We start from the raw sequence: 19,762 nt of genomic DNA, 5'->3' as shown, positions 1-19,762 counted from the left end.
CACACGCTTATCCACACTGTGGAAAAGACATCCTCCCAAGCCCCCCGCACCACCTGCCCGCGAGGGGCAATTGCCGCTGCATGTCGGATCATTAAACAAACACTAGATTCTTACTAGACTTTTTCGCACTCTTGTTTTGTCTCTGCACACCGCAATATACCTCACGCCGCACAGCGATACGCCGTACACAGGATGGTTCCTGAATCTTGACACGGCGTCCATTTTTGTATCATAACCCCACAAAAGTTTCTATAATAGTTGCCATGTCGCTTCATCCGCATCACGCGACTGTTTTTGGCATGTCTGATGCGATGCGCGCAACAGACACGCTGGTCTGCAAGCGCAGCCGGCGCACATGCCGTACCTGTGTCGGACAGATACTCGCCGTCATGCATCGGGGGCCTGGATGCTACGCGAATCGGAATGCAACCGCCTGGCGGCGGAGTTCCACACCTTCCTTCAGGAATATGCCTGCGCCGAGGAATGCGCCGGACTGGGCATGCCCGAGGACGCCGCCTGCTCCAACTTTGTGCACTACTACAAGCTGGTGCTCATCGTCCTGTGGAGCCAGGCCCTGGAATTCGTTTTCCCCGGGCAGGCCAAGGCGGTGTTCAAGAAATTCATGATGCAGTTGCAGCAGTCGCTGCCGGCCAGTCAGCGCAAGAAGCAGTACCCCATGCTGCTGGATACGCTGGGGTCCATTTCCGGCATGCTGCAGCAGGATCAGGGCGTGGTGAAGCTGGCCCAGCAATGCGTGCTGGCCTTTGCGTCCAGCAACTCGGAGGATCCCTCCGCCCGGGTGGTGCGCCTGACACGCCAGACGCTTGAGCATTTGCAGCGCAGCATTGCGCAACTCTCCATGCTGCGGGATCAGGGATTCACCGATCTGTCGTCCGCCCTGGCCGTGGCCTTTGCGCCTTCCCAGGCTGCTGCCCCGCCTGCTGCCGCGCCTTCCCAGCCCCCACCACCAGCGCCAACAGCCGCAGCACCACCAGCACCGGCACCGGCGCCAGCGTCGCCCCGACCAGCGCCACAGCCGGAACCGGCGGCCCGGCCCGAGGACTCCTCGACCCCTGCGGCCATCATCGTGCCCCTGGCTGCCGCCACGCCCGAGCTCCTGGATCTCGACCCGCCGCCGCAGGACGCCCCAGGCCCCGGCGACGAGGACGAGGACGCGGAAGAATGCAGCATCATCCTCGGCGACGACGACGAGGAACTCACTCTGGATCCGGAAGACCAGGACTCGCCGCGCGAAGCCATTCCTGCGCCGCCGCCGGAGTCCCTGTTTGAAATCTCGGACCCGCCGCCGCCGCATCTTTCCCACGGGCGCATTCACACCAGTCCTCCGCTGGAGGGCACCTCTGCGCCCCCTGTCCGACCGGCCGCCAGCGCCCGGGCCGCGCGCCCCGGCAAGTCCCTGGAACGCCGTGGCGCCGAACGCGTGAACGGCGAGGGGCTGTCCGCCTTTATCAACGAATCGGCCCGGCAGCTGCCCCTCCAAAACCTGAGCGAAAGCGGCCTGACCGTCTACCACGAAGGCTGGACGTTCGCGATTGACCAGACGATTTCCCTTGACGTGATGACCACGTCCAAGGTGTTGTTGAAGGACGTGCACTGCAAGGTGATTCGCTGCGACGCCACCGTGATGGCGTGCACCTTTGTTGGCCTGGACCGGCACACCCAGGCCATGCTGCAGGCCATCGTCAAACGGCTGGTCCAAATCCGGTGCCGGGGCACAACTCCGGGCAGCCGGCCGAAATCGTCGTAACAGCCCGCCGGCACGCGGACGGCGCGTCAAGCAAACAGCCAGGAAACCAACGGGGTGCGGCAATGCTGAAATGGGCAGCCAAGAAACTGGGGGTTGGCGTGGTGGAAGTGCACCTGGACGATCTTGCCGAGTACATCGAGCTGCTGGCCAGGGCCGGTGACGAGGAACGCCGGCTCATCGCAGCGGAGGCCCTGGCCCTGCGGCAGGCCCTGGAGGCCCAGGGCATCGCGGTGGGTGCGCCCATCGACTATATCCGCCGCAAGCCAGCCATGCTCACGCGGCTGGAAGACTATGTGGAGGACATGGCCAGGAAGGACAGAATCAAGTCCCTGGGCATGGCCGCCTGGATGCACACCCTGCGGGCCGCCAGGCATGTGGTTGACGGGCAACGCGCTGAAATTTTTCGTGAACTGACATTAAAGATGTGGCGAGAGCTGGGCAAGGGCCTTGCCGCAGACACGGCCGTTGGGCTCTTCCCCCTCGACTTCAATCCCGCGAACGCGTAACGGCTTTGCACGCAGCGACGCCGGAGCGGACGAGCATCCCCCCGGCAGGGACGCAAGGAGCGCACCATGGATCAGGCATTACGCGACACCATCGTTTCCGTCGTGCTCGGAGCTGCCACCGGATTTCTGGTGGTGCAGCTCCTCGTGTTTGTTTCGTCCATCGGCATCAGCCTGATCGGGCTGCTGAAGGAACGCGTCTTCAACCGAAAGTATTTCTATGTCTGGCTGAAGTCCGTGGCCGGCATCGCCGCCTGCGGCATCGTCTTCTTCCTGGGCGACTACATTTTCAGCGTCAAACTGGGCTTTTCCGCCGCCATGCTGGACCCGGTGGTGTTCGGCGGGGTGACGCTGCTGGTGGTCATCGGATTTTTGTTCCACATCATGTCCCGCCTGCGCAAGATCAAGCAATACATGGAGACTTCAGAGTTCGACGCCATCCTCGGCACCCGGCAGGAAGGCCCCGGGGTGGAGGATTACGTCCGCAAGAACCTGGAGCTGCTCCAGGCCCTGCAAGGCATGGACAAGCGCCGATAGCGTCTCTTCCGCTTTAATAAAGAACTGCGCGAAAGGGGAACCCGTTTGAAAAAGGGGTTCCCTCTACGTCCTGCGTCGGTCATGCCTCCACGGTCACCGGCTCGCGCACAGCCACCCGGGCGGCGATGGCCTTGAGGAACTCCGCCGCCGAGGGCGAGACATCCCAGCGCAGCAACAGGCGGTCCTCGGCGGCGTACTCCACCGGGCACGGCTCTCCCACGCAGCGGTCCTGCCGGTCTGCCTCCTGCAGCAAATGCCGCCGCAAAAACGAGAGCTGGGGCGAGACGCAGCCCAGTTCCACAAAGGTCAGTATCCGCCGCTGGATGTTGCCGGGGATGGGGCTCTTGATATAGCGGACGTCATGCCGCAGCCTGGCCCAGGCGATTTCTTTCCACTCCAGAAAAAACACCGCCACGCCATCTGCGGCGTCCCCGGGTGCTGTCTCCGAATCCGTGCCGGAGCGCCTGCCAGGGCCGGACGGCAGGCGCGCATTGAGCAGCAGGCCGTCTGCATACAGCTTCACCAGCCAGGCGCGCTGCCCCATGGACGCCCGGGCCATGTACAGGCACACCCCGGCCAAAAACAGCGGCAGCACGGCGATTTCCAGGGAAATGCGCCAGCGCAGGGGCTGGCCCTCCAGCTCGAACACCCCCAGCCACCCCGCCAATGCCGCCAGAAACACCGCCAGGCAGCACAGCCCTGCCCCGAGCAGGGGCCACGGGCTTCTGGCGTAGGTCTTCAACGTGTTGGCCGGGGGAACATACGTGGCGACATGAAAGCGCATGACGGCCTCCTGTGTCTCCAGACAATACCGCGCCGGCCAGCACCGTCAAGCAGTCTTGCGGATGCATCGCTGCCGATCAGCACCCCTCTTGACGCCGCTTCCCCTGCCGGGTACATCCATGTCTAGTCGCATTCCGGATATGACGTTGGCGATTCCAGGCCGGATGCATCCACCCCTCAGCAACTACCCCATCAGATCACCACATGGCAGCATATCAAGCCGTCATCGGGCTGGAAGTGCACGCCCAGCTCTCGACGAAGTCCAAGTTGTTTTGCAGTTGCCCCACCGCCTTCGGCGCCGAGCCCAACCGCCATGTGTGCGAGGTGTGCTGCGGCATGCCCGGCGTGCTGCCGGTGCTGAACAAAAAGGCCGTGGAACTGGCCGTCAAGGCCGGGCTGGCCCTTGGCTGCGAGATCCAACTGCGCTCCATCTTTGCCCGCAAGAACTACTTTTACCCGGACCTGCCCAAGGCCTACCAGATCTCCCAATACGAGGAGCCCGTATGCCAGGGCGGCAGCGTGGAGATCGAAACGTCCCAGGGCGTGCGCGTGGTCCCGCTGACGCGCATCCATATGGAAGAGGACGCCGGCAAGTCCATCCATGCCGCCCATGAGCACAAAAGCTACGTGGACCTGAACCGCGCCGGGGTGCCGCTCATCGAGATCGTCTCCGAGCCGGCCATGCACTCCGCCGAGGAAGCCGCCGCCTACCTGAAGGCCCTGCACGCCATTCTGGTGTACCTGGGCGTGTGCGACGGCAACATGGAAGAAGGCTCCTTCCGCTGCGATGCGAACATCTCCCTGCGGCCCGTGGGCGAAACCGCCCTGGGCACCCGCACGGAGCTGAAGAACCTGAATTCCTTTCGCAACGTGCAGCGGGCCATCGAGTTCGAGATCGCCCGGCAGCAGGATGTGCTGGATGACGGCGACCGCGTGATCCAGGAAACCCGCCTGTTCGATGCGGACAAGAACGCCACCTTCTCCATGCGCGGCAAGGAAGAGGCCCACGACTACCGCTACTTCCCCGATCCGGACCTGGCTGCGGTGCAGTTGGATCAGGCCTGGGTGGACGCCTGGAAGACGGAACTGCCCGAGCTGCCCCGCGCCCGGCGGCAACGCTTCATCGCCGAGCTGGGCCTGCCCCCGGCCGATGCCGACATGCTCACCGCGGACAAGCGTCTGGCGGACTATCTGGAAGCCGCCCTGGCCAGCTACGGCCCAGGCAGGCCCGAGGCCGCCAAAAAGCTGGCCAACTGGATCATGGGCGAACTGGTGCGCGAACTCAACGCCGCCGGCGTGAGCGCCTGCGCCTCGCCCTTCACCCCGGCGCATCTGGCCGAGCTGGTGGAATGCGTGGAAGCCGGCACCATCAGCGGCAAGATCGGCAAGCAGATCTTCCCCGAACTGTTCGCCGGCGGCGCCTCGCCCAAGGCATACATCGAGGCCAAGGGACTGGTGCAGATTTCCGACTCCTCGGCCCTGGAGACGGAGATCCTGGCCGTCATCGCCGCCAATCCCAAGGAACATGCGGAGTTCAAGGCCGGCAAGACCAAGCTCATGGGCTTTTTCGTGGGCCAGGTCATGCGCCGCACCAAGGGTCAGGCCAACCCGGCCCTGGTCAACGAACTCCTGGCCAAACACCTGAACGGGTAATCCAAAGGGACGCCGCATGTCCGCATCTTCCTCCAATAAGCCCGCCTTTCACATGGGCCACGATACGCTGGCCTGCCTGAACAGCGGGCTGGCCCTCATCTTCATCCTGCTGCTGGTCATCTTCCTGGGCAAACACGAGTTCCTGATGCTGCCCACCCTGGCCGTCACGCTGCTGCTGATGATCCGCCCCACCCTGTTCCGGCCCTTTGCCGCGCTGTGGCTGGGCTTTTCCGAAGTGCTGGGGCGGGTGATGTCCAAGGTGATTCTCACCCTCGTCTTTCTGCTGGTTGTCACCCCCATCGCCCTTGTCCGCAGTCTGGGCGGCGCAGATGCCATGCAGAAGAAAAAGTGGAAACAAGACACCGGCTCCGTCTATCGGACCATCGACAAGACCCTGGGCCCCGAAGACCTGGAACACCTGTTCTAGCTGCCTGGCATCCTCACTCCCACAGGAGCATATGCAATGGATTTTGTGAAAGATCTTTGGGCCTTCATGAAGGTCCGCAAGAAGTTTTGGCTGCTGCCGCTCATCGTCACTCTGCTGCTCTTCGGCGTGCTCATCGTGCTGACCTCCGGCACGGCCGTGGCGCCCTTCATCTACACCATCTTCTAGCTGGAGCAGTGCATGGCCGACGCCATTCTCGGCATCTCCGCCTTCTATCACGATAGCGCCGCCGCCCTGCTGCTGGACGGGGAGATCATCGCCGCCGCCCATGAAGAGCGCTTCACCCGCAAGAAGCATGACGAACGCTTCCCGGCCAATGCCGTGCAGTACGTGCTGGATGAAGCAGGCCTCACCCCGGGTGATCTCAAGGCTGTGGCCTTCTACGACAAGCCGTATCTCAAGTTTGAGCGGCTGTTGGAAACCTACCACGCCTTCGCCCCCAAGGGCCTGGCCAGCTTCATCCTGTCCATGCCCGTGTGGATCAAGGAAAAGCTCTTCATGAAAAAGACGCTGCGCGACGAGCTGGAGGCCATCGGCCCCGGCCGGCCGCCGTTTCTCTTTCCCGAGCATCACCTTTCCCACGTGGCCAGCGCCTTCTACCCCTCGCCCTTCGAAGAAGCCGCCGTGCTGACCATTGACGGCGTGGGCGAATGGGCCACCACCACCATCGCCACGGGCGCGGGCAACCGCATCGCCCTGCATCGCCAGCTGGACTTCCCCCACTCCCTGGGCCTGCTGTACTCCGCCTTCACCTACTATACCGGCTTCAAGGTGAACTCCGGCGAATACAAGCTCATGGGCCTGGCCCCTTACGGCGATCCCACGGCCGGGCGCACCAAAGAGTGGAAGCAACTGATCCTGGACGAGCTCATCGACGTGCGCGAAGACGGGTCCCTGCTCCTGAACATGGAGTACTTCGACTTCGCCACCGGCCTGACCATGTGCTGCGACCGCAAGTGGGAACGCCTCTTCGGCGTGCCACGGCGCGAGGCCGAATCCGACATCACCCAGCCGTACATGGACATGGCCCTGGCCATCCAGCAGGTGACGGAAGATGTGGTGCTGCAGATGGCCCGGGCCGCCCGGGACATCACCGGCAAGGCCAATCTGGTGATGGCCGGCGGCGTGGCCCTCAACTGCGTGGCCAACGGCAAACTCATCCGCGAGAAGATCTTCGACCGTGTCTGGATCCAGCCCGCGGCCGGGGATGCCGGCGGCGCCCTGGGCGCGGCCCTGGCGGCGCATTACATCTCCTTTGGCCACGAACGCATCGTGCCGGAGCAGTCCGGCCCGCGTCCGCAAGACATGATGGAAGGTTCCTACCTGGGACCGGTGTACGGCGAGGGTGACATCCTGCGCACCATCCGCCGCCACAGTGCGCCCCATCAACGATTCGACTGCTTCGATTCCCTGTGCGACACCGTGGCCGAAAAGCTCTCCCAGGGCGCGGCCGTGGGCTGGTTCCAGGGCCGCATGGAGTGGGGTCCCCGGGCCCTGGGCAATCGCTCCATCCTGGGCGATCCACGCGATCCCGAAACGCAGAAGAAGCTCAACCTGAAGATCAAGTATCGCGAAGGCTTCCGCCCCTTCGCGCCGTCCGTCCTGGCCGAGGACGCCGACGAATACTTCCAGCTTGATGGCGACGACTCGCCCTACATGCTTGTGGTGGCTCCCGTGCGCGAGCGCCATCGTCAGCCCGTGCCCGAGAACTACGCCAGCATGGAGATGTACGAACGGCTCTATCACCAGCGTTCAGACATCCCGGCCATCACCCACGTGGATTACTCGGCCCGCATCCAGACCGTGCACAAGGAAACCAACCCGCGCTACCACGCCGTCATCAGCGCTTTCAAAAAGCGCACCGGCTGCGGGCTGGTGGTGAATACCAGCTTCAACGTGCGCGGCGAGCCCATCGTCTGCACCCCGGAAGACGCTTACCGCTGCTTCATGCGCACGGAAATGGACTACCTGGTCCTGGGTGATTTCCTCTTCGTCAAGGCCGACCAGCCTCCCTTCAAGGACGCCGGCGACTGGCGCAACGAGTACGAGCTGGATTAAGCTGGGAAGACCTTCATTGCCAAGGGCGGGTGCAGGCTTCCCTCCTGTACCCGCCCTTGACAATCCGCTCCTCCGGACGTAGTTTCTCCTTCTGCATGGTGACGTTTCTTGTCTGCCCCAAGGACAGGTGTACTGCATGAGCAGCAAGGAATTGATCCGATTATTGCAAGAGGCCGGGTTTGAATTCGTTTCAAGTCGTGGGAGCCACTGCAAGTACCGCTAAGGCGATGTCACGGTGATTGTACCGCATCCCAGAAAGGACTTGAAAAAAGGCACGGAGGTGGCAATTTTGCGACAAGCTGGCATTCATTTGTCACGCTAGATGCAGCATGACGGCGGCAGTGAAAAAGACGCAAGCCACACTACGACATGAAAACGACTTTTAACGTCAGCAATCAAAATCCGTGCTAAAGCACGCCCAAAGTGGCTGCAAACAGAGCACAAATCATCGCAATTAGTCCCTAGGACATGCCATGCACTATCCTATCATCATCATCGCCGACAAGGCCCGTGGCGGAGCGACCATCGTTGCTCCGGATCTCCCCGGGCTTGTGACCGAGGGCGATTCCATGGAAGAGGCGCTGCACAATCTGCAAGAAGCTGTGGAGCTGTATCTCGAAGACGCCGATCACGCCCCTGCTCCGTCCTCCCTGGACGCGATCATGAACCACGAGGACGTTACCGTGCACGGCGGTGTGGTGGCCTTTGCGGACCTGGACCTGTCATTCCTGGACCGCCGGCCCCAGAAAGTCACGGTTTCCCTGCCCACAGGCTTATTGAAGCATGTTGACGCCGCTGCCCGCAAAAAAGGCATGACACGTTCCGGCTTTCTGGCTTGGTCCGCAGATCTGGCCATGCGGCAACGCCGCCTGTACTAGCCAACGGTGCGCCCGCCCCTGCGGGAGTACCGGAAAGGTTGCCAGCGCATGACGCGCAACGGCGCCCAGCCCCTGACATTCTGAGAACCTGAATCCGCGAGGCGCACTCCCCATGACCGAGCACATCCAATACGACGCCACCCGACAGGTCCTGGTGCTGCTGGACCAGCGCAAACTGCCCTGCCATGAGGAGTGGTTCGACTGCCGCACCACCGAGGAGCTGATCTACGCCCTGCAGACCATGGTGGTCCGCGGCGCGCCGGCCATCGGCGTCACCGCGGCCTACGGCTGCCATCTCATCGCCCTGGAAGTGGCCAAGGAGACCGGCAGCAGCGGCAACTGGCGCCAGACACTGCGCGACAGGCTCCATCTGCTCAAGAACGCCCGCCCCACGGCCGTGAATCTGGCCTGGGCCGTGGATCGTTCCGTGGCCGCCTGGGATGCCCAGGCGGATCTGGAGCTGGCCCCCCTGGCCGCCCTGTGGCTGGAGATGGCCATCGCCCTGCATGCCGAGGATCTGGCCTGCTGCAAGTCCATCGGCCGCTTCGGCGGCGCGCTCCTGCAGGACGGCGACACCGTGATGACCCACTGCAATGCCGGGGCCCTGGCCACGGCCGGCTACGGCACGGCCCTGGGCGTGATCCGCGGCGCCATCGACCAGGGCAAGGCCATCAAGGTCATTGCCAACGAGACGCGGCCCTTCCTCCAGGGCGCACGCCTGACCGCCTGGGAACTGCACCGCGACGGCATCCCCGTGACCATTGCCTGCGACAACGCCTGCGGCCTGCTCATGCGCCGCGGCATGGTGGACGCCGTGGTGGTGGGCGCGGACCGCATCGCCGCCAATGGCGACGCCGTGAACAAAATCGGCACGTACGGCGTGGCCGTGCTGGCCAAGCAGCATGGCATTCCCTTCTACGTGGCCGCGCCCCTTTCCACCATCGACCGCGCCACTCCCACCGGGGACCACGTGCCCATCGAGGACCGCACCCCCCGCGAGGTGACCCATGTGGGCGACGTGCAGATCTGCCCCGACGGCGTGCCCGTCTTCAACTACGCCTTTGACCCCACCCCGGCGGAACTCATCGCCGGTATTGTCACCGAACGCGGCGTGCTCACGGCGCCCTATGCCGACTCCATCACCCGTGTCTTTGCCGAAGCCGCCCGCGATGCCGCCGGCATCGTGGATGAGATGGAGTAACCATCACAGGTGCGGGGGGAGACTGTTCTGAAGAAAGATTCTCCCCCGCACCTCCCTTCCAAAAACTTTCCATGGTATTCCATATCCACTTCGACTGATCGTTTTTTTGCAGTGGACCTGGGATGCGCGCCAGCACGGCGCGTCCCTTCATCTTTTTCCTGCGGAGCAGCCATGCCGGTTGTCGAATCCTTATTGCCAGTAGTGGCGCTCATTGGCCGGCCCAATGTGGGCAAGTCCACCCTGTTTAACGGTCTCACCGGCCGCCGGCGGGCCATCACCCACGACCGCCCCGGCGTCACCCGCGACCGCATGGACGGTCTGGTCCGCCGTCAGGGGCTCAGGCCCTTCCTGCTCATCGACACCGGCGGCGTGCATCTGGACGAAGCCGGCGCCGCCTCCCCGGATGTCCCCAAGGGCCTGCAGGGCTTTGAACGCGAGGTGCTGGCCCAGGCGCAGGCCGCCGTGCGCGAGGCCGATGTGCTGCTGCTGGTGGTGGACGGGCGCGAAGGCCTCTCCCCCCTGGATGAGCGGCTGGCCGACTACCTGCGCCAGCAGAACAAACCCCTGATTGCCGTGGTCAACAAAGTGGATGGCGGCGAGCAGGAAAACACCCTGCTGCTGGAGTTCTACGCCACCGGACTGGAGCTGCAGCCCGTCTCTGCGGCGCATGGCCGGCGCATGCACGAGCTGCTGGACCGCATCGAGGAATTGCTGCCTGCGGAGGCTGCCGAAACCACGACGCCGGCAGTGACGCCCGATCAGACAGACCGCGACGGCCGTGCGCTCAAGATCGCCATGCTGGGCAAGCCCAACGCCGGCAAGTCCTCCCTGGTCAACGCCCTGGCCGGCGAGGAACGGATGATCGTCAGCGAAATCGCCGGCACCACCCGGGACAGCGTGGACGTGCGCGTGGAGCGCGGCGGCAAGCAGTACCTCTTTGTGGACACAGCCGGCATCCGCCGACGCACCAAAATCATCGACAGCGTGGAGCGCTTCAGCGTCTCCTCTGCCCTGCTCTCGGCCCGCAAGGCCGACGTCATCCTGCTGGTGCTGGACGTGGTGGAAGGAGTCTCCCGTCAGGACAAAAAGCTCATCAGCTTTCTGGACGAGGAGAAACTGCCCTTCATCGTGCTGGTGAACAAGATGGACCTGCCGGAAACCAACGAGACCCAGGCCGTCAAGCGCAGCATCAAGGAGGAACTCTCCCTGGTGCCGCACGTGCCGGTGCTGTGGGTCTCCGCCGCCACGGGCAAGAATCTGAACGCCATCCTGTCAACGGCGGAATCCTTGTGGACCGAATGCGGGCAGCGCGTTTCCACATCCCTGCTCAACCGGTCCATGACCGAGGCCCTCACCAAGCACCAGCCCCCCGTGGTCAAGCGCGTGCGGGCGAAATTCTACTACCTGACCCAGGCCGACGTGCGGCCGCCGACCTTCGTCTTCTTCGTCAACGACCCGGATCGCATCAAGCCCAGCTACGGCAAATACCTGGAAAACCAACTCCGCGCCCGCCTGGGGCTGCCCCATGCGCCCATGCGCGTGCTGTACCGGGCCAGCCACACGAAGAAGAAAACCAAATAGCGCGTGTCGCTTTTGAACAAAACGCTCGGGGGGGAACATTTTTCTGACGAAAGATTCTCCCCCGGGCTCTTTTCCCGGCATGTGGAAAACAGCAGGCCTTGACGGCGTCCCGCCTCTTCTAGATACCTGCATCCATGCCCAGCTTCTCCAGGCCCAGACTCGACGCCCTGCTGCTGCACCCGGATCCGCAGGTCCGCCATGCCTTGCGCCGCGCCCTGGCGCAGTCCGAGGTGGTGCGCGTGCTTGGCGAGGCCGTGGAGCCCGCCGAGGCCCTGGCCCTGCTGGAGGCCCTGCAGCACGATGTCTGCTTTCTGGGCGTCGATCTGCAGACCGAAGGCGACGGCTTTGCCCTGGCCCTGCAACTGGCCCGACTGCCCCGGCGGCCGGCCCTGGTGTTTGTGGCCGACGACGAAGCCCGCGCCTTCCAGGCCCTGGAACTCGGCGCCACGGACTACCTGCGCTGGCCCTGCCCGGCCGCCCGTCTGGACAAGACCTTCGACCGCCTGAGCCTGTACAAGACCCGCAGCCGGCTCATCCCGCCGCCCGAGGAACGCTGGGAAGACGTGGCCGAGGAACACGCCGCCCGCAGCGCCCACTATGGTGATCCCTTCGACACCGGCCGCGACGACGACGAAAAAACCCTGCAGCTTCCCCTGGAAGAAGACGAGCAGGACCGCTTCCTCTGCGCCCTGCAACAGGCCTGGGACCATCAGCGCACCGTGCCCCCGGGACCGGCCATCGACCTGGAAAAGCTCGCCATCTCCCTGGAAGGCCGCACCATCCTGCTGCCGTACACGCAGATCATCTTCATTGAGGCCGTGGAAGATTACACCTACGTCCACACCGCGTCCCAAAAATTCCTGACCTCCTATCGCCTCAAGCACCTGGAAGAACGGCTCAGGCGGCACCGCTTTTTCCGCGTGCACCGCAAGTATCTGGTCAATCTGGAAATGGTGACGGAAATCGCCTCCCTGCCCGGCTCCAGTTTCATGTTGCGCACGGCCGGCAAAACACGCATCGAGCTGCCCATCAGCCGCCGCCGGGTGGGCGAGCTCAAAGAAATGCTGGGGCTGTGAGACGTCCACCGATGATTCCGCGCCGTTCGCCGATTTCAGAGCGCCGCGGGCTGGTCCTCCACCGGCAGGCGATGTACAGAAGGCGGCATGGCTGAACATCCAGATACACCTGACTTCGCTCCGCTGGATTCGCTGTTGCATGAAGAGCGGGTGTTCCGGCCCCTGCCCGAGACCCTGGCCGCGGCCCTCGTCTCCCCGGCCCGGCTGCGTCAGGCCCGGGAACAGGCCGAGGCCGATCCCCTGGCCTTCTGGGAAGAGGCGGCCGAAGAGCTGGACTGGTTCGGCCGCTGGGACCAGGTCCTGGACGATGCCTCCCCGCCCTTCTACCGCTGGTTCCCCGGCGGCCGCTGCAACATCGTCTACAATGCGCTGGACCGCCACATCCAGACCGCCGCCAAAAACCGCCTGGCCCTGATCTGGGAAGGCGAACCCGGCGACTGCCGCACCCTCACCTACTACGAACTCTTCCGCCACGTGAACCGCTTTGCCAACGCCCTCAAATCCCTGGGCGTGCGCAAGGGCGACCGCGTGGTGCTGTACATGCCGTCCCTGCCGGAAACCGTCATCGCCATGCTGGCCGTGGCCAAGATCGGCGCGGTGCATTCCCTCGTCTTCGCCGGCTATTCCGCCAAGGCCCTCAAGGACCGCATCGACGACGCCAGGGCCGTCTGCGTGATCACCGTGGACGGGTTCTACCGCAACGGCCGCGTGCTCCAGCTCAAGCAGGTGCTGGACGACGCCCTGCTCCTGGGCGGGCATGCGCCGGAAACCGTCGTCGTCTGCCACCGGGCCCACGTGGATGTGGAGATGCAGGACGGCCGCGACTACTGGTACGAAGAACTCGTCCGCGCCGAGCGGCCCCAGTGCCCCTGCGAGGTAATGGACTCCAACGACATGCTCTTCGTGCTGTACACCTCCGGCGCCACGGGCAAGCCCAAGGGCATTGTCCACACCCACGGCGGGTACATGGTGGGCGTCTCGCGCACCTTCCGCTGGGTCTTCGACATCAACCCCACGGATATTTACTGGTGCACCGCGGATCTGGGCTGGATTACCGGCCACAGCTATGCCGTGTACGGGCCGCTCATGGCCGGGGCCACCACGGTGCTGTACGAGGGCCACCCCCTCTACCCCCAGGCGGACCGGCTCTGGTCCACCATCGCCCGCTATGGCGTGACCATCCTCTATACCGTGCCCACCCTCATCCGCATGCTCATGCGCTTCGGCAAGGAACTGCCCCGCAAGCACGATCTCTCCACCCTGCGCCTGCTGGGCTCCGTGGGCGAGCCCCTGAACCCGGAGGCCTGGGTGTGGCTGCACAAGCACATCGGCCGCCAGCAGTGCCCCCTGCTGGATACCTGGTGGCAGACGGAGACGGGCATGATCATGGTCAGCCCGCTGCCGGCCTCGCTGCTCAAGCCCGGTTCGGTGACTCGGCCGCTGCCGGGCATCGTGGCAGACGTGGTGGACGCCGCCGGCGCGCCCGTGCCGCCGGACAAGGGCGGCCTGCTGGTGATCAAAACCCCCTGGCCGGCCATGCTGGCCGGCATCTACAATGATCCCGACCGCTACGTGGAAGAATACTGGTCCGTCATTCCCGGGGCCTACCTGACCGGGGACGTGGCCCGCAAGGACGAAGACGGCTACCTCTGGATGCAGGGCCGTGCCGACGACGTCTTGGTGATTGCCGGACACCGCATCGGCGCGGCAGAGCTGGAAAGCGGCCTCGTCTCGCACAAGGCCGTGGCCGAGGCCGCGGTGGTGGGCGTGCCGGACGCCATCCGCGGCGAGGTGGCCAAGGCCTTCGTCATCCTGGCCGAGGGCTACGAACCGGCATCCGCACTGATCAAGGAACTCAAGGCCCACCTGAAGCGGGAACTCGGCCCCGTGGCTGTGCTGGGGGCCATGGAGTTCCCGGCCTCCCTGCCCAAGACCCGCAGCGGCAAAATCGTGCGCCGGATCCTGAAAGCCCGGGAACGCGGGGAAGAGGTGGGGGATGTGACGGGAGTGGAGGAGTAAGGGGCGGCAAGGCCTGCCACCCCCCAATCACGGCCTACGTCCTACTTGCCTCGCAGGGTGCGCTGTTTCAGCAACTCCGGCGTGGCCAGTTCCTTGATGACCTCTTTGATGTCCGCCAGCACCAAATGTGTCGCCTTTGCCCGAAGGGGCTCAGGGATGCCCTTGGCAAGGAGATGTGCGGCCTGATCATCCCGCGCGCCGGCCATGAAGGCATAGAAGGTCGCCTCCACCGTGCTGCAGAACAATTCCTTCCTGATCAAATCCCGATCTGTCGCCTGCGGCATCTTCGCGGCGGACACTTTCATCAGCAAGGCATACTCATCGTAGCGCGTGAGTGGGGCGTCCACCACCCATTTGCCGTCTTTGAACTGCACAAATACGATAAACGCAGAATGCCACCCTGAATTCATTTCGAGACATTCGAGGCAAACACGCGCATCATGCTTGTACGCTTTCGGGCTCGTATACTTGCCAGGCCAGTAGCCGTAAAAGGGTTCATACAGGACGGCAAAGGCCCCTGCCGGGGTTGGCGCGTCACTCGTCATGCCCCCGAAATCGAAACCCAGCTCAAGGATGTCAGTCCCTGTCCAGGTGAGCAGGCGCGTCTCCTCACACCCTTTGCCACACACCATGGAAGTGAGCAGCGTATCCATGCCGGGTTGCGGAAAATCGCGGGCCACTTTCACGCTTTCGCCAAGGACAACAGGATACCCCATCCATTCATCTTCCAGTGTGAACAGCTTCTTGCCGCCAAGGGACACCACCAGGGAACTGCCCTTCGCCACCAGCTGCACCCCGTAAAACGTGGCCTGGTTTTTCTTGAAGACGATGTTCTTGTCCCGGCCGGGGGAGAAGTTCTTGATGTCCTCAAAATTCACGCCATAGGCATTCCCGACGGCACCCGCCAACATGAGGCCCACCGCCCAGCATGTGACCACACACGTAGCAATACCGCTCATGGACATTCGCTCCATCCGGTTCAAGGTTGGCATACAGATAACAACCTTACCACGAATGACGCATGCCCGCAGACATGTCAATAAAAACGGCCACTACGTAGAAGCGGTCTGACTGGCGACGTATTTGGATGGGATGATTTGCGCTCGCGCCTGCCGAATGGCAACAAGCACAGCACGTTCCTGAAGCGCTTCGCACACGCACCAATAGAAAAAGGGCCTAGATTCTTGTTGAATCTAGGCCCCTAATCTTCTGGTAGCGGGGACCGGATTTGAACCGATGACCTTCGGGTTATGAGCCCGACGAGCTACCGAGCTGCTCCACCCCGCGTCAAGGAAGATTGTTTCTATGTGTTTCCTGTCAGATCGTCAACAACTATTTTCGACATTCTGAAAAAAGTTTCTCAGCTCGCCTTGCTGCCCGTGGGCACCGGGCCGCTGGCCGTCAGCAGCTCCATGCCTTCGGGGGTGCGCACGGCCACGATCATGCCGTGGGAGGTGTGCCCGCGCAGTTCCCGGGGCTTCAGGTTGGCCACCACCACCACCTGCCGGCCAATCAGGGCATCCGGCGCAAAGAACGCCGCAATGCCGGCCACCACCTGCCGGGGGGCCGCTTCGCCCAGATCCACCTGCACCAACAGCAGCTTGTCGGCGTCGGGGTGCTTGTCCACGGCCAGCACCGTGCCCACGCGCAGGTCCAGCTTCTGGAAGTCCTCGAACTCGATCTCGGCCGGCGGCGGGGCGGGTTCCTTTTTCTTGGCGGCCTTCTTGTCCTTGGGGGGGGCCTTGGACGCTGCCGGCGCTGCCTCGGCCGGCTCGGGCGCCGTCGGCGGCTCCACCCGCGGGAAGAGCGTGGAGACAGCGGCCAGGGCCGTGCCGGCAGTCAGGCCATTCCAGCCGCGGACCTCGTCCTGCAGGGGGGGCAGGCGGTCGGGATCGCAGCCCAGCTGGGTCAGGAGCGTCGCGGCGGCGGTGGGCATGACCGGCAGCAGATGGCGGGCCACCTTGCGCAGGGCCTCCAGGAGCACGTAGAGCACGGTATCCAGGCGCTGCTGATCCCCGGCCTTGGCCAGGGCCCAGGGCTTGGCCTGATCCACGAACTTGTTGCAGGCGCGCACCAGCTCCCAGAGGGCTTCCAGGGCCTTGGAGAACTCCATCTGCCCGAAGAGCTGCTGAAAGTTGGTGGCGGCGTTCAGGCCCAGTTCCACCAGGGCGTCATCCTCTTCCGTGAACGGGCCGCACACGGGCACCACGCCGCCGCAGAACTTCTGCGTCATGGAGAGGACGCGATTGCAGCAGTTGCCCAGATCGTTGGCCAGATCCGCATTGATGCGCGCCACCAGGGCCTCTTCGGAGAAGCTGGCGTCGCTGCCGAAATGCATTTCGCGGTAGATGAAGTAGCGGAAGGCATCCAGCCCATACTTGGCGGCCATGTCCAGGGGGGCGACGACGTTGCCCAGGCTCTTGGACATCTTGGTGTCCTGCACCAGCCAGTAGCCATGCACATTCAGATGCCTGTACACGGGCATGCCCGCGGCATGCAGCATGGTGGGCCAGAAAATGGCGTGGGGCTTGAGGATGTCCTTGGCGATGAGATGCTGGGCGGCGTTCCAGTAGCGCATGCGCTCGCCGGCCGGCCATTCCAGGGCCGTGAGGTAGTTCAGCAGCGCATCGAACCAGACGTAGCAGACGTAGTTGGTGTCGAAGGGCAGCTCAATGCCCCAGGTCAGGCGCGATTTTGGCCGGGAGATGCACAGATCCTCCAGCGCGCCGGATTCCAGCAGGCTCAGCACCTCGTTGCGGTAGCGGCGGGGGCGGATGAAGTCCGGATTCTTCTTGATGTGCTCGATGAGCCAGGCCTGATGCCGGCTCATGCGGAAGAACCAGTTCTTTTCCTGGATGAAGGTGGGCGCGGTGAGGTGCTGCGGGCACTTGCCGTCCACCAGTTCCTTTTCCGTATAGAACCGCTCGCAGCCGGTGCAGTAGTGGCCGCCGTATTCGCCGAAATACAGGTCGCCGGCGTCGTGAATCTTCTGCAAAAAAGCCTGCACCACCGCGATGTGCCGCGGCTCCGTGGTGCGGATGAAGGCATCGTTGCTGATGCCGAGCTGCGGCCAGAGGCCCTGGAAGAGACCGCTGATCTCGTCCACGTATTCCCGGGGCGACTGGCCGGCCTTTTCCGCCGCTTCCACGATCTTGTCGCCGTGTTCGTCGGTGCCGGTGAGAAAGTACGTATCCTTGCCCAGGGCGCGCTGATAGCGGGCCATGGCATCCGCCACCAGGGTGGTGTAGGCGTGGCCCAGGTGCGGCCTGGCATTCACATAATAAATGGGTGTGGTAATGTAGAAGCAATCGGCCATGGTGCAATCCGGAGGCAGAAGGTGGACGGAAGGCGGCTGTGCAGACCGTTACGACTCGTTCGATGCCGGGGACGGGGCCTCGCCCGCCCCGCGCTTGTTCCGGGGCTTGCGCTTGCGCCGCCGGTTGCGCGAGGACTTGCGGGGCTGGCCCTCGCCTGCAACATGCTCAGTTGACGGGCTTTCCTCGGGCGGGCCGGCCTGGGCGGCACCGTGCTCCCGCACCTCGGACTCGACGACCGGGAGCGCCTCGGCCTGGGCGGCGGGCAGCGCGTCCCCGGCGTCCTGGGGCACGGCTGCGGCAGCCACCACCGCAGGCAGATGCTCCGCGCGCAGGGCGGGGCGCGTCTCGGCCTGGGGCCGATCCGGCCGGTCTGGGCGGTCTGGGCGGTCTGGGCGGTCTGGGCGGTCTGGCCGGTCTGGGCGGTCTGGCCGGTCCGGCCGGTCTGGCTGTTCCGGCTGGGGCTGCTGCCCCTGCTGCCCCTGGCGACGCTCCTCGCGGGCGCGTTCCTTGCGGGGCTTGTCCGGCCGGGGCCTCTCTGCCCGCTCGGGCCGCTCGGCGCGGTCTGGCCGTGCGGTCTTCTCTCCGCGCTCCGCCCGCTCCTGCCTGACAGCCCTGGCCTGCTCCTGCTGCTGTTGCTGCTGCTGGTTGGGGTCTGGACGTCGGGGGTCCATGGCTTCCCAGTCTTCCAGGGTCACCTCCCGTTCCTCCTCGCCCTCCACATACACGCTCAGGGAGTTGCGGAAGAAGTTGGCCCGCAGCACCTTCACCGACCCCATGCTGGTGAGATATTTCTTGCCGATCTTGGGGCACTGCTTGTGGAAGTGCTCGTAATTCTCCTGCTCGAAGGACAGGCAGCACAGCAGCCGGCCGCACATGCCGGAAATCTTGGTGGGGTTGAGGAACAGATTCTGTTCCTTGGCCATTTTGATGGTCACGGGCGCGAACTTGCGCAGGAACTGCCGGCAGCAGCACACCAGGCCGCAGTTGCCGATGGCGCCGATCATCTGCGTTTCGTGACGCACGCCGATCTGCCGCAGCTCGATGCGGGTGTGGAATTCCTTGACCAGATCCTTGACCAGTTCGCGGAAGTCAATGCGGTTGGGCGCGGTGAAATAGAAGAGGATTTTGGACTGGTCGTGCAGCACTTCCACGTCCACCAGCTTCATCTCAAGGTCATGCTCGCGCACCAGACGGCGGCAGACGTGCCAGGCGTCCCGGCCACGGTCCAGATTCTGGGCGTGACGGTCCAAGTCTGCGGCGTCCGCGATGCGCAGGACGGGCTTGAGCTCCTGGCCGACAAGATCCTTGGCGTAGTCCGGCGGAATCCGGTCGCGGCTGTCCAGGGCCAGCACCACCTGCCCCATGGAAAGCCCCTGCTCGGTCTCCACCACCACATGCTCGCCGGGGCGCAGCTCAAAGCCGGCGGCATTGAAGAAATACAGCTGCCCATGCTCGCGAAATTTGATGCCCAGCACCCGGTTGACCACAGGAGCAGCTCCTGTCGGGGCATCCGAACCTGTCTCCTGCTCGATGGAGAGGGGATCCGGCTCCACGTCTGGCTGGACGTCTGGCTGAATGTCGGGCTGCACGTCTGGCTGGACGTCAGGCGAGACGTCGGGCTGGATGTCTGGCTGAATGTCGGGCTGGACGTCAGGCTGGACGTCAGGCTGGACGTCTGGCTGGACGTCCGATTGCACGTCGGGCGAGACGTCGTCGGCCGCACGCGCATCCGTCGCGTTGGGCGAGGGCTCCGCCTCGGCTGGCAGTGCCTGAGCGGGCGATGCGGGATGCAGGGCCGAATCTGGAATGGGGGTGTGCGTCTCGTCTGGAACCATCTGCCGCGAGTACTGCATTTCCGCCAAAACGGCAAGCCGGCCTGCGCGGGGATGGCCTGCACGGCGTGCATCGTCCCGCTTGCATTTTTTTGCAGCCTGACACAAGAA

The 19,762-nt window shown here is 64.1% G+C and carries 16 protein-coding genes, 1 tRNA gene and 1 pseudogene; 13 read left to right on the top strand and 5 right to left on the bottom strand.

Annotated features, from left to right (window positions below):
- The first annotated feature begins 406 nt into the window (after positions 1-406).
- From DGI_RS08185 to DGI_RS08175, 3 genes are all read left to right on the top strand, one after another.
- Positions 407-1,768, top strand: a complete 1,362-nt coding sequence (locus DGI_RS08185) for a PilZ domain-containing protein (protein ID WP_021760434.1) — start codon at positions 407-409, stop codon at positions 1,766-1,768.
- Positions 1,769-1,830: 62 nt separating this feature from the next.
- Positions 1,831-2,274, top strand: coding sequence for a hypothetical protein (locus tag DGI_RS08180; protein ID WP_021760433.1), 444 nt, complete (start codon positions 1,831-1,833; stop codon positions 2,272-2,274).
- A gap of 66 nt (positions 2,275-2,340) precedes the next feature.
- On the top strand, positions 2,341-2,808 hold the full coding sequence (locus DGI_RS08175; protein WP_021760432.1) for a hypothetical protein: 468 nt from the start codon (positions 2,341-2,343) through the stop codon (positions 2,806-2,808).
- A 79-nt stretch (positions 2,809-2,887) separates the two neighbouring features.
- Here DGI_RS08175 and DGI_RS08170 read toward each other — a convergent pair whose 3' ends face one another.
- Positions 2,888-3,592 (bottom strand): hypothetical protein, encoded by a 705-nt coding sequence (locus tag DGI_RS08170; protein ID WP_021760431.1) that lies wholly within the window; start codon positions 3,590-3,592, stop codon positions 2,888-2,890.
- A 203-nt stretch (positions 3,593-3,795) separates the two neighbouring features.
- Here DGI_RS08170 and gatB point away from each other — a divergent pair, with 203 nt between their 5' ends.
- From gatB to acs, 10 genes and pseudogenes are all read left to right on the top strand, one after another.
- Positions 3,796-5,244, top strand: coding sequence for an Asp-tRNA(Asn)/Glu-tRNA(Gln) amidotransferase subunit GatB (gene gatB, locus DGI_RS08165; protein ID WP_021760430.1), 1,449 nt, complete (start codon positions 3,796-3,798; stop codon positions 5,242-5,244).
- 16 nt (positions 5,245-5,260) lie between these two features.
- Positions 5,261-5,671 carry an SxtJ family membrane protein gene (locus DGI_RS08160; protein WP_021760429.1) on the top strand — a complete coding sequence of 137 codons (411 nt, stop codon included), beginning with the start codon at positions 5,261-5,263 and terminating at the stop codon, positions 5,669-5,671.
- A 36-nt stretch (positions 5,672-5,707) separates the two neighbouring features.
- Positions 5,708-5,857: a DUF5989 family protein gene (locus DGI_RS18935; RefSeq protein ID WP_021760428.1), complete on the top strand. Its 150-nt coding sequence runs from the start codon at positions 5,708-5,710 to the stop codon at positions 5,855-5,857.
- A 12-nt stretch (positions 5,858-5,869) separates the two neighbouring features.
- A complete protein-coding gene (locus tag DGI_RS08155; protein WP_021760427.1) occupies positions 5,870-7,747 on the top strand; it encodes a carbamoyltransferase family protein in 1,878 nt (625 codons plus the stop codon).
- A gap of 136 nt (positions 7,748-7,883) precedes the next feature.
- Positions 7,884-8,069, top strand: a pseudogene (locus DGI_RS17900) (type II toxin-antitoxin system HicA family toxin).
- 151 nt (positions 8,070-8,220) lie between these two features.
- Positions 8,221-8,625: a type II toxin-antitoxin system HicB family antitoxin gene (locus DGI_RS08150; RefSeq protein WP_021760426.1), complete on the top strand. Its 405-nt coding sequence runs from the start codon at positions 8,221-8,223 to the stop codon at positions 8,623-8,625.
- Between the two features lie 112 nt (positions 8,626-8,737).
- Entirely contained in the window at positions 8,738-9,826 is a 1,089-nt protein-coding gene (gene mtnA, locus DGI_RS08145) for an S-methyl-5-thioribose-1-phosphate isomerase (RefSeq protein ID WP_021760425.1), read from the top strand.
- Between the two features lie 171 nt (positions 9,827-9,997).
- The gene (gene der, locus DGI_RS08140) at positions 9,998-11,407 is read left to right on the top strand and encodes a ribosome biogenesis GTPase Der (protein WP_027193082.1); all 1,410 of its coding nucleotides are present in this window, start codon (positions 9,998-10,000) and stop codon (positions 11,405-11,407) included.
- A 134-nt stretch (positions 11,408-11,541) separates the two neighbouring features.
- Positions 11,542-12,483: a LytR/AlgR family response regulator transcription factor gene (locus DGI_RS08135; RefSeq protein ID WP_021760423.1), complete on the top strand. Its 942-nt coding sequence runs from the start codon at positions 11,542-11,544 to the stop codon at positions 12,481-12,483.
- An 87-nt stretch (positions 12,484-12,570) separates the two neighbouring features.
- On the top strand, positions 12,571-14,502 hold the full coding sequence (gene acs / locus DGI_RS08130) for an acetate--CoA ligase (protein ID WP_021760422.1): 1,932 nt from the start codon (positions 12,571-12,573) through the stop codon (positions 14,500-14,502).
- A 41-nt stretch (positions 14,503-14,543) separates the two neighbouring features.
- Here acs and DGI_RS08125 read toward each other — a convergent pair whose 3' ends face one another.
- From DGI_RS08125 to ricT, 4 genes are all read right to left on the bottom strand, one after another.
- Positions 14,544-15,461 carry a hypothetical protein gene (locus DGI_RS08125; protein WP_021760421.1) on the bottom strand — a complete coding sequence of 306 codons (918 nt, stop codon included), beginning with the start codon at positions 15,459-15,461 and terminating at the stop codon, positions 14,544-14,546.
- Between the two features lie 251 nt (positions 15,462-15,712).
- Positions 15,713-15,789 (bottom strand) — tRNA-Met (locus DGI_RS08120).
- A 73-nt stretch (positions 15,790-15,862) separates the two neighbouring features.
- Positions 15,863-17,818, bottom strand: coding sequence for a methionine--tRNA ligase (gene metG, locus DGI_RS08115; RefSeq protein WP_021760420.1), 1,956 nt, complete (start codon positions 17,816-17,818; stop codon positions 15,863-15,865).
- A gap of 48 nt (positions 17,819-17,866) precedes the next feature.
- Positions 17,867-19,654: a regulatory iron-sulfur-containing complex subunit RicT gene (gene ricT / locus DGI_RS08110; RefSeq protein WP_051286489.1), complete on the bottom strand. Its 1,788-nt coding sequence runs from the start codon at positions 19,652-19,654 to the stop codon at positions 17,867-17,869.
- Positions 19,655-19,762: the final 108 nt, after the last annotated feature.

Source organism: Megalodesulfovibrio gigas DSM 1382 = ATCC 19364, assembly GCF_000468495.1.
Lineage (GTDB): Bacteria > Desulfobacterota > Desulfovibrionia > Desulfovibrionales > Desulfovibrionaceae > Megalodesulfovibrio > Megalodesulfovibrio gigas.
This window is presented reverse-complemented; position numbering and strand designations above follow the sequence as displayed.